We start from the raw sequence: 12,439 nt of genomic DNA on the forward strand, positions 1-12,439 counted from the left end.
TAGGCAGTCGTCAGTATGCAGTCAATCTGTATACTGAAGACTGAAGACTGAATACTATAAAGAACATGGCAAGAAAACAAGATAAGAATACAGTACAGAAATTTAATAAAATTTCTATTGGTTTAGCATCACCTGAGTCTGTTTTAGCAGCATCTCGTGGAGAGGTATTAAAGCCAGAAACTATTAATTATCGAACTCACAAACCAGAAAGAGATGGTTTGTTCTGTGAGCGAATTTTTGGTCCTGTAAAGGATTTTGAATGTGCTTGTGGTAAATATAAAAGAATACGTTACAAGGGTATTGTATGTGACCGTTGTGGTGTAGAAGTTACAGAAAAGAAAGTACGTAGAGATAGAGTAGGGCACATTAATTTAGTGGTACCTGTTGCTCATATTTGGTACTTCCGTTCGTTACCAAACAAAATAGGTTACCTTCTTGGATTACCATCTAAGAAATTAGATATGATCATTTATTATGAGCGTTACGTGGTTATTCAACCAGGTATTGCGATGAATGCTGAAGGTGAACCAATTCAAAAAATGGATTTCTTAACTGAAGAAGAGTATTTAAATATCTTAGATACTATTCCTCAAGAAAATCAATATTTAGACGATACAGATCCAAACAAATTCATCGCTAAGATGGGTGCTGAGTGTCTTATCGATTTATTAGCAAGAATTGATTTAGATCAATTATCTTATGATTTAAGACATAAAGCTAATAACGAAACGTCTAAGCAACGTAAAACAGAAGCTTTAAAGCGTTTACAAGTAGTAGAAGCGTTTAGAGATTCTAATGAAAACAGAGAAAACAGACCAGAATGGATGATCATGAAGGCTGTACCTGTAATTCCACCAGAATTAAGACCTTTAGTACCTTTAGATGGTGGTCGTTTTGCGACTTCAGATTTAAATGATTTATACCGTCGTGTAATTATCCGTAACAACCGTCTTAAGAGATTGGTTGAGATAAAAGCACCAGAAGTAATTTTACGTAATGAAAAACGTATGTTACAAGAATCTGTAGATTCTTTATTTGATAACACGCGTAAATCATCTGCAGTAAAAACGGATTCTAATAGACCATTAAAATCATTATCAGATTCACTTAAAGGTAAGCAAGGACGTTTCCGTCAAAACTTATTGGGTAAGCGTGTTGATTATTCTGCACGTTCTGTAATTGTTGTAGGACCAGAATTAAGATTATTTGAATGTGGATTGCCAAAAGGAATGGCAGCAGAGCTTTACAAACCTTTTATTATTAGAAAATTAATAGAAAGAGGAATTGTAAAAACTGTAAAATCTGCAAAGAAAATTATAGATAGAAAAGAGCCTGTAGTTTGGGATATATTAGAGAATGTTTTAAAAGGACATCCAGTTCTTTTAAATCGTGCTCCTACGTTACACAGACTTGGTATACAAGCATTCCAACCTAAGCTTATTGAAGGTAAAGCAATTCAGTTACACCCATTAGTGTGTACTGCATTTAATGCCGATTTTGATGGTGACCAGATGGCTGTGCATTTACCATTAGGACCAGAAGCTATTTTAGAATGTCAATTATTAATGTTGGCTTCACATAATATATTAAATCCAGCTAATGGATCGCCAGTAACTGTACCTTCTCAGGATATGGTACTTGGTTTATATTATATGACTAAGCTTCGTAAATCTACACCAGAGGTTCCAATAAAAGGAGAAGGTTTAACTTTTTATTCGCCACAAGAAGTGACAATTGCTTACAATGAGAAGCAAGTGGACTTAAACGCTGGTATTAAAGTTAGAACAATGGATTTTAACGAAGAAGGTGAATTAACTCAACAAATTATAGAGACTACAGTTGGTCGTGTACTTTTCAACGAAAAAGTGCCTGCTGCTGCTGGTTATATAAATGAGGTATTAACTAAAAAGTCGTTAAGAGAAATTATTCACGGTATTCTTAAAAAAACTAGCGTACCTGAAACGGCTGATTTCTTAGATGAAATAAAAACACAAGGTTATAAGTTTGCATTCCAAGGTGGATTATCATTTAGTTTAGGTGATATTATTATTCCACAAGAAAAGCATACAATGATCGCTGCTGCTAATAAACAAGTTGATGGTATTATGGGTAACTATAATATGGGACTTATTACTAACAATGAGCGTTATAACCAAGTTATTGATATTTGGACTTCAACAAATGCAGAATTGACTGAATTGTCTATGAAGCGTATTCGTGAAGATCAACAAGGATTTAACTCAGTATTTATGATGCTAGATTCTGGTGCAAGGGGTTCTAAAGAGCAAATTCGTCAGTTAACTGGTATGCGTGGATTAATGGCGAAACCTAAAAAATCTAATGCAGGTGGAGGAGAAATTATTGAAAATCCAATTCTTTCTAACTTTAAAGAAGGTCTTTCAATTTTAGAGTACTTTATCTCTACTCACGGTGCACGTAAAGGTCTTGCCGATACAGCTCTTAAAACGGCCGATGCTGGTTACTTAACGCGTCGTTTAGTAGATGTGTCTCAAGATGTTATTGTATATGAAGAAGATTGTGGAACATTAAGAGGTATTGAGGTTGCTGCACTTAAGAAGAATGAAGAAATCGTTGAGAGTTTAGAAGCTAGAATTGTAGGTAGAACATCTTTAAACGATGTTTACGATCCATTAACTGAAGAGTTATTGGTTGAAGCTGGTGGACATATTGATGATATTATCGCCAAGAAAATCGGTAATTCTCCATTAGAGTCTATCGAAGTGCGTTCTCCATTATCTTGTGAAGCTAAGAAAGGAATTTGTGTTAAATGTTATGGTCGTAACCTAGCTACTGGTAAAATGGTACAACGAGGTGAAGCTGTAGGTGTTGTTGCTGCTCAATCAATTGGAGAGCCAGGTACACAGTTAACATTACGTACGTTCCACGTAGGTGGTATTGCAGGTAACATTTCAGAGGATAACAAATTAACTGTGAAGTTTGATGGTATTGCTGAAATTGAAGATCTTAAAACTGTAAAATCTAAGGATAACGAAGGAAACGAAGTTGACGTTGTAATCTCTAGAACTTCAGAATTGAAATTAATGGATGCTAAAACAGGAATTGTTTTAAGTACTAATAATATTCAGTATGGTTCTCATATTTTTGTTAAGCCAGGTGCTAAACTTAAGAAAGGTGACGTAGTCTCTCAATGGGATCCTTATAATGGTGTAATTATTTCAGAATTTGCTGGTAAAGTAAAATATGAAAATATTGAGCAAGGTATTACATACCAAGTTGAAATTGATGAGCAAACCGGTTTCCAAGAAAAAGTAATTTCAGAATCTAGAAACAAAAAATTAATACCAACGTTATTAATTGAAGATTCTAAAGGAGAAACTATTCGTTCTTACAACTTACCAGTAGGTGCCCACATAATGATTGACGATGGTGATAAAATTGAAATTGGTAAGATTTTAGTTAAGATTCCTCGTAAATCTGCTAAAGCTGGTGATATTACTGGTGGTCTTCCTCGTGTAACTGAGTTGTTTGAAGCTCGTAACCCTTCTAATCCTGCTGTTGTAAGTGCGATTGATGGTGTAGTTTCATTTGGTAAAATTAAGCGTGGTAACCGTGAAATTATTATCGAATCTAAGCAAGGTGATATTAGAAAATACTTGGTAAAATTATCTAATCAGATTCTTGTACAAGAGAATGATTACGTGAAAGCAGGTATGCCATTATCAGATGGTTCTATTACACCTAACGATATCCTTAATATTAAAGGCCCTTCTGCTGTACAGCAATACTTAGTGAATGAAGTTCAAGAAGTATACCGTTTACAAGGTGTGAAGATTAATGATAAACACTTCGAAGTTGTTGTGAGACAAATGATGCGTAAAGTTAGAATTATTGATTCTGGCGATACGATTTTCTTAGAAAATCAATTAGTTCATAAATCAGATTTCATTGAAGAAAACGATAAAATTTTCGGAATGAAAGTGGTTGAAGATGCTGGTGATTCACAGAACTTAAAGTCTGGTCAAATCGTGACTGTTAGAGATCTTAGAGATGAGAATTCTAGCTTAAGAAGAGAAGATAAAAATCTTGTAACAGCAAGAGATGCTAGTCCAGCGACTGCAACTCCAATTTTACAAGGTATTACAAGAGCTTCATTACAGACTAAATCGTTTATCTCTGCGGCATCGTTCCAAGAAACAACAAAAGTTCTTAACGAAGCAGCTGTAAATGGTAAAGTAGATTCTCTTGAAGGACTTAAAGAAAATGTAATAGTTGGTCATAGAATACCAGCAGGAACAGGTGTAAGAGAATACGAAAACATCATAGTAGGTTCTAAACAAGAATTTAATGAAATGATGAAGGCTAAAGAAGAAATGAATTTTAATTAATTCGGAGTTTCTTTAATATATTAAAATAATAAAAGCCTTCTTGTAGTTTACTTGAAGGCTTTTTTAATTAAAAATAAATGAATCTCAGATTAAAGAGATTCAATTAAACCTATTTAAAATGGCAGACGAAAAAAATAACCCTAAGAAGGGACAAATTAATATAGAATTAGACGAAAAAATAGCAGAAGGTACTTATTCTAACTTAGCAATCATAAACCACTCGGTTTCAGAATTTGTTGTGGACTTTGTGAGTATAATGCCGGGAACACCAAAGAGTAAGGTAAAATCTAGAATCATTTTAACACCACAACATGCAAAACGTTTATTAAAGGCCTTAGCAGATAACGTTACAAGATTTGAAAAAGCCCATGGAGAAATTAAGGATTATGAACAACCACCTATCCCATTAAACTTTGGACCAACAGGTCAAGCTTAAAATATTGCGTTATTGATTTTGTTAATGAATGCAATAAAAATAATTGATTTTATTAATGAAAAATAATCGATTTAAATATAGTTTTTACGAATAATTTTATTTCTTGCCTATAGTTTTATAGTTTTTCATAAATAACTCCTAAAAACATATTTAAAATAAGAATTTGTATTCTGTATAGTCATATTCATAAAAAAAGCCTTTAATTTTTATTTAAAGGCTTTTTTTATTTTGGTTAAGCAACATCTTTTTGATTTAAATGATATTGTAATGCACCAGATGGACATTTTTTGATTTGATTAATAATGTCATCCGTTTGAGCTCCTTCTAAATTAATCCAAGGAATAACTGAACTTCTAAATACAGTTGAAAGCTGTTTTGCACATAATTCAGCATTAGAGCAACAGCGTGGTTTGTAGGTAACAGTAATTTCTGCGTTACTGAAAACGTTTTCGTTTATTTCCATAATAAGTAGATTAGTTGGGTTTAATCTTAATTTTTAAACAATCAAAAGATAATTTAACGTGGGTAATATACTGATTAAATGCACATTATAACGATGAACGGTATTATTTTCGATGAAATGCATGATTTTTATTCAAATTCTGAAGTCATATGAAATGTTATACTTGGGTACTTTTGCTGTGACATTTGTAATGAAAACATAGAATCTGCTAAGAAAACCAACTGATTCTGTTTGTCTCTAGCTAAATAGCGTTGCTTAACTCTAATGAACTCTTTGTATTCCTCGCTCTTTTCATTTTCAGTTTTAATCCAACAGGCCTTGTGTACATTTAAATTTTCGTAAGTACACTTGGCACCATATTCGTGCTCGAGCCTATATTGTATCACCTCATATTGTAATGCTCCAACAGTTCCTATTACTTTTCTACCGTTAAAATCTAGTGTAAATAATTGGGCTACACCTTCGTCCATTAATTGGTCTATGCCTTTATATAACTGCTTGGCTTTCATTGGGTCAGCATTATTAATATACCTAAAATGTTCTGGTGAAAAACTAGGAACTCCTTTGTAGTTTAAGACTTCACCTTCAGTAAGTGTGTCTCCAATCTTAAAGCTACCAGTGTCTTGTAAACCGACAATATCTCCTGGATATGATATATCTACGATTTCCTTTTTTTCAGCAAAAAATGCATTAGGGCTAGAAAACTTTAATTTTTTATTATGTCTTACATGTAAATAAGGTGTATTTCTTTTAAATTCTCCAGAAACTATTTTTATAAACGCGAGTCTATTTCTGTGATTAGGATCCATATTGGCATGGATTTTAAATACAAAACCACTAAATTGCTTCTCGTCTGGATCAACCAAACGCTCTTCACTTTGTTTAGGTCTTGGTTTTGGAGCGATTTCAATAAAACAATCGAGTAGTTCACGTACTCCAAAATTGTTTAAGGCAGAGCCAAAAAAGACAGGCTGTTGGTTACCAACAAGGTATTCATCTTTATTAAATTCAGGATATATGCCAGAGACGAGTTCAATCTCATCTCGTAAAGTATTTGCTGCTGTTTCTCCGACAAGTTTGTCTAGTTCTGTAGATGATAAATCTGAAATTTCAATAGTTTCTTCTATATCTTTTCTACTGTTACCTGAGAAAAGATTGATATTTTTCTCCCATATATTATAGATTCCTTTAAAGTCATATCCCATTCCAATAGGAAAACTTAGTGGTACAACTTTTAAGCCTAATTTTTGTTCAATTTCATCTAAAAGGTCAAAAGCATCTTTACCTTCTCTATCCATTTTATTGATAAATACGATAATCGGTATATTTCGCATTCTACAAACTTCAACTAACTTTTCTGTTTGTTCCTCTACACCTTTTGCTACATCAATTACCACAATCACACTATCTACAGCGGTTAGAGTTCTAAAAGTATCTTCAGCAAAATCCTTGTGACCTGGTGTATCTAAAATGTTTATTTTAATACCGTTATATTCAAAAGCCAAGACAGAGGTTGCAACAGATATACCACGCTGACGTTCAATTTCCATGAAATCACTGGTAGCTCCTTTTTTTATTTTATTACTTTTTACTGCTCCAGCTTCTTGTATAGCGCCACCAAATAGTAATAATTTTTCTGTAAGGGTTGTCTTTCCGGCATCAGGATGCGATATGATTCCAAACGTACGTCGTCTGTTTATTTCTTTTATAAAACTCATAAGATTTTCTTCAATAGATTTGCAAATATAATAGTATTAAGGTATTTATCTGAAGAAAGAAAAACCAAATGAATTCTTAATTCGTATATATGTAAAAACTGTCATTTTTTTTGTAGTTTTACTTATGTTAATTGGGGATTAATTTTTTGAAGTTGATTAATAGCTAGAATCTCTTCGCTTTTAATACTTAAAATTTTTTAGGATGTCCTAATCTGTCCGTATAAATAATTCTATGATTTAATAATATTTAGAAATATGGATTTATCTTACAATATATTTTGTTTATCACACCTTGTCGAATATATTTGTCTTTTTAGCGATAGCTATGTTCGATTTATCAATAAAACTGAATTATACATCAACCATCTAACTATATGAAAATCTCTACTCGATTCTCGTTTACAAAATTTATTGGGCTCAAATTAAAATTGTCTTTAATATTAAGTAATATTTACTACTCTAAGTTTATCATTATTTTCTTATGCGCCTTCATAGGTTCTTTTAAGATTAGTGCTCAGCAGGAGGTTACAACTATTTATGGTGATCAAAGCGGATTTTTTACATCATCCATTATAACCAATACAACCGCAACAGATTCCAATAACTTAATTGGATTTGAAGCAGATGGTCAAACCTATTCAACGGGTGTTGATGATTCAATTTTAACTGCAAATGGAGTGTCTTTTACAGCATTAAATTTCCATGCTTTTCCGGCTCCTGGATCTATTAACTATTCAACCCAAGAGTTATTAGGAGTTGCCTATAATTGGGGAGGTACTCTTCAGACAAATGCTCCAACGGATTATATTAATAATTTTTCGCCAATTATACCCGCAAATTTTATTCGAGATGGTGCTAACGGATTAGAATTAGGTACAAATTTTTTCAATATTAATAGTCAAGATATTTCATACGATTATTTAACTGTACCATCTGCTGCGGCAATAACAGATAATATTCCTGATATAATTGTTAATCAAACGGGTGCTCCAGGAGGAAGTGATACGTTTAGTTTTGTAGATAGTTCTGGCACTGTTGTGGGTAACATCGTAGTCGTCGATTTTACTTCTACATCTGTGGTCTCTGGCATGGATTGGACTATTTATAGAGTCAATACAGTCACAGGAGTAGTTGATAATACATTTGGTATAAATACATATAGAGACTTGAGAGTTTTATCTTTTAAGTTAAGTGATTTTGGGATAACTCTAGCTAACGCAAGCCAAATAACAGGTTTCGTTCATAATTTATCGGGAAATACTGATATTGCATTTACTGCCTACAATACAGATAGCATTATATTTAATTCAATTGATTTGAGCGTTGAATCTCAAATATTTTCTCCGGAGAGTTATTGTACAACAAATACTGTAGAGTTAATTAATGTTATATCAAATAATAGTAATAATGGGACTGCTGCTAGTTTTGAAGTAGATGCACCAATACCGCCTGGGCTCAACTATGTTTCAAGTACTGCAGTTTTTTCTGCTGGTTCTAATGCATCTGCGAGTTATGATATAAATTCTGACAATTGGCTAATCTTTGGCCTAGAGGATGGTGAGAACGTAGTTTTAACTGTTGAAACGTCTTTTGCATCCCTCCCTTTTCCATTAACATATAATTCGGAAATTATTGAATTAAATCAGACAGACACTGATCTAAATAATAATACTGATACTGTAACAATTTCTTATAATGACTCGGATAATGATGGTTATTTTGATGTTTGTGACAAAGATGATGACAATGATGGTATTTTAGATGTAGTAGAATGTCAAAATTATGCTCCAATGCAATTTGTAGGATTGTCGAGTACAGTGCAAAGCTATACTGTTTTAAATACAACTTTAATGCAAAGTACTACTGGTTTTGTTGATGTTGCGGATACAGACAATAATGGTAACGTGGCACTGCGAGATAACGGTAATACAATGAGCCTTAATGCGTCTAATCCTTCTACTTTCCTTATTTCTCCTGCAACAAATACAGGTGTTAATTTTGACGGAATTGATCAATGGACTTTGTCGGCTACAGGTTCTACATTTGTAGTAAATGATCCATTGAACGGCTTAAACATTATGTCTAACGCAGTAGGCTCAATTACATTTGGTCCTGCAACTAGTAACCCTCAGGGTTGGACTATCGAGGTTTACGATATCAACGATCTTACTATTATTATGGATTTTGGCAACGCACGTTCTGATTTGAACGTAGCCGTTATTGTACCATGTGTGGATAGGGATGGTGATGGTGTAAGTGATGATTTAGATTTAGATTCTGATAATGATGGAATTTATGATATTGATGAAGTAGGAGGAACAGACATTGATAACGACGGAATTGCTGATGGCACAGTAAGTACTGAAGGTATTCCGTCTTCAGCGAGTACTGGGATTGTTCCAATTGACACTTTAAGCGATGGAAGTTTCGATTTTCAAAATACAGATAGTGATGGAGATGGTTGTTCAGATGCAAACGAAGCTTATAGTGATAACAATGCAGACGGTAGCGATGGCGGACAGTTTGGAGTAAGTGATCCTGCAACAGTTGATCTTAATACTGGTTTGGTAACAGAAACCGGAGTTGATTATTCTTTAGGGACCAATGCAGCTGTGACTGATGAAACAGATTTTTCTGGTTGTAGTGCTTGTATTGACGTTATTCCAAGTGATAATCCTACTGCTGCAATAGTCGCAGGAGATGTAACTTTTGATATTGATAGTGGCTTAAATGCAGGATTTCCAGCAGAATTAAATTCAATAACAATAGCTGGTCAACCTAATCCATTTTCAGCTATATATGCACCAAATAACTTAAATTATCAATATGCTAATCCAGCGGCTGGTAGCCAGTTTATTAGAGATCAGTTAACAACAACGGCCACAATTGCAGATGGACCAGAAATTTATAACGAAGCGTTATTAGCAGCTAATGCAGAGAACGACTTAAGGCATTATGTATCCATGGATAACACCATTGATCCTACTGATTTTAATGAGTATATTTACAATTCGCCAATTGCCGCTGCTTCAAACAGATATGTAGTAATTACTGAGCGAAATGGAAATAACGAATTAAGTTTACAAGCATTAGATGATAATTTGAATCCAATTGGAAATATTATTATAGCTGATGCTACTAACTATATTGATACAGGTGTTGGTACCGATTTTAATCAAAATGTTTTTGTTACTATTTATCCTTTAACGGCGTTTTTGCCTTCAGGTACAGATATCCAAGGAATTAGAGTGACTCAAACTGGGGCATCAGGTGGTGATGGTGGTGACGGTAAAGCTTTTATAATTTATGATCCAAGTTTCTTGGTACTTCCACCAACTATTGATATAACAACTTCTAGTATACAACCAGATTGTACGACTTTACAAGGTTCAATATCTGTTGATGCTACAGATAATGGTGGTGGAGCTATAGAATATAGTGTTAATGGATTAACAGGTCCTTTTCAATCAAACCCTAATTTTACAGGTTTAGTTCCGGGTTCTTATACTGTTGCCGTTAGGTATGTTAATTCTCCTAGTTGTACAGAAGAAGCTTTGAATCCAATAGTTTTAAATGTACCAGACATATGTGATATTGAGTCTAATAACGAATCAACATGTAATGATAATGGTACACCATTAGATACTACAGATGACACATTTACAGCTGATATTACTGTATATTTTAATAACCCACCAGCAACCGGAAATCTTGTATTATCTGGAGATGGTTCAGATTCAGTCCCAGTTTCTAGTTTAAGTGCACCTTCATATACCTTTGTAGGGGTTATGTTGCCAGCGAACGGTAATGATATTTCGTTAACGGCAACTTATTCTGCCGATCCAGCAAGAACATTAACTGTCAATGATGTAGTTGTAGCGCCATATGAGTGTAGCGATGATGCTTGTCCTGATACGATTCCTGGAGGTAACCCAACGGCTGCATTATTGGCGAGTGAAGTTAGCTTTAATATAACAAGTGGACCAAATGCAGGATTTCCGGCAGTCTTGAATTCTATCACCGTTTCTGGTCAAGCAAACCCATTCACCCAAATATATGCGCCTAATAATGTAAATTATCAGTATGCTAATCCAGGAGGAACTAGTCAGTATATTAGAGATCAATTATCAACAACAGCTACAATTGATGATGGTGTCGAAATTTATAACTCAGCATTATTAGCTGCAAACTTTGAAAACGATTTAAGACATTATGGATCAATGGATGACACTATAGATCCTACAGATTTTAATGAATTTATATATAACACTTCAATTGCAGCAGCCTCTAATCGTTATGTGGTAATTTCTGAGCGTGACGGAAATAATGTATTAAGTATTCAGGCTTTAGATAATTCATTAAACCCAATAGGAAATGTCATAATTGCTGATCCTTCAAATTATATAAGTACAGGTATAGGCACTGATTTTAATCAGACTATCTATTTAGCTATTTACCCATTAACAGCTTTAGTGCCTTCAGGTACTGATGTACAGGGAATTAGGGTTACACAAACTGGTGCAGCAGATGTTGGACCTAACTTTGAAGATGGTGGTGATGGAAAAGCATTCATTATGTATGATAATGCATTTTTAACGCCTCCACCAACTATCAGTCCTGCGACATCAGCTGTTCAACCAACATGTTTAACAAGCACTGGGGCAATTAGTGTAGTTGCTGTAGATAATGGTGGTGGAGCAATAGAATATAGTGTTAATGGATTAGCTGGTCCTTTTCAAACTGACCCTAATTTTACAGGTTTAACAGCAGGTTCTTATTCTGTCGCTGTAAGATATGTAGGTAATACGGACTGTGCTGAAGTTGCTTTGGAGCCTATTGTTTTATCTGATGCTAATTGTAGTATTAGTCTAATTAAGAGCGTAACAGGAGTTACGTCTTTAGGTAATGCAGGTATTATTGATGATGAAATAACTTATGAATTTACTGTTACAAATACAAGTGATGAAGTTTTATCAGACATAGTTATAACAGACCCTTTAATAGGAACTATAACTTGTTCTTCTACAAGTTTAGCCGTTGGAGCAAGTACTACTTGTAGTGGTACTTATGTAATTACACAGACTGATATAGATGCTGGTGGTGTAGAAAATTCAGCAACTGTAAGAGCGGAAGTACCAGGAGGAAATACATCAGATCCAAATGATGATATTATTGATGTGTCAGATACAGGAACTACAGGTGATGGTACTATTGTAACTGATCCAGAAACTGTAGAGACAGACGATATAGATAGTGTTAATGGAAATAATAATGATGGTGATACAACAAATGACGTTACGCCATTCGAAATTACACAAACTCCTGAACTTACAGTTACAAAGTCAACAAACGGAACTGTTACTCAGGCTGGTTTACCAGGTTTAATAGATGACACTATAGATTACACGATTACGGTAAGCAATACAGGAAACGTAACCTTAACAGACATTGATTT

The 12,439-nt window shown here is 34.0% G+C and carries 5 protein-coding genes; 3 read left to right on the forward strand and 2 right to left on the reverse strand.

Annotated elements, in window-relative coordinates; genetic code table 11:
- The first annotated feature begins 65 nt into the window (after window positions 1-65).
- Both rpoC and Q0891_RS15475 read left to right on the forward strand, forming a co-directional pair.
- Window positions 66-4,367: a DNA-directed RNA polymerase subunit beta' gene (gene rpoC, locus Q0891_RS15470; protein WP_299103082.1), complete on the forward strand. Its 4,302-nt coding sequence runs from the start codon at window positions 66-68 to the stop codon at window positions 4,365-4,367.
- A 118-nt stretch (window positions 4,368-4,485) separates the two neighbouring features.
- Window positions 4,486-4,803, forward strand: a complete 318-nt coding sequence (locus Q0891_RS15475) for a DUF3467 domain-containing protein (RefSeq protein WP_299103084.1) — start codon at window positions 4,486-4,488, stop codon at window positions 4,801-4,803.
- 232 nt (window positions 4,804-5,035) lie between these two features.
- On the opposite strand, the gene Q0891_RS15480 is transcribed toward Q0891_RS15475, so the two are convergent.
- Window positions 5,036-5,266, reverse strand: a complete 231-nt coding sequence (locus Q0891_RS15480; protein WP_299103087.1) for a (4Fe-4S)-binding protein — start codon at window positions 5,264-5,266, stop codon at window positions 5,036-5,038.
- 128 nt (window positions 5,267-5,394) lie between these two features.
- A complete protein-coding gene (locus tag Q0891_RS15485) occupies window positions 5,395-6,984 on the reverse strand; it encodes a peptide chain release factor 3 (RefSeq protein ID WP_299103089.1) in 1,590 nt (529 codons plus the stop codon).
- Window positions 6,985-7,412: 428 nt separating this feature from the next.
- Between Q0891_RS15485 and Q0891_RS15490 the strand changes: the two genes are divergently transcribed.
- On the forward strand, window positions 7,413-12,439 hold a 5,027-nt coding region (locus Q0891_RS15490; protein WP_299103091.1), incomplete at its 3' end, for a hypothetical protein.

Origin of the sequence: uncultured Winogradskyella sp. (genome assembly GCF_947498005.1) — a bacterium.
GTDB lineage: Bacteria > Bacteroidota > Bacteroidia > Flavobacteriales > Flavobacteriaceae > Winogradskyella.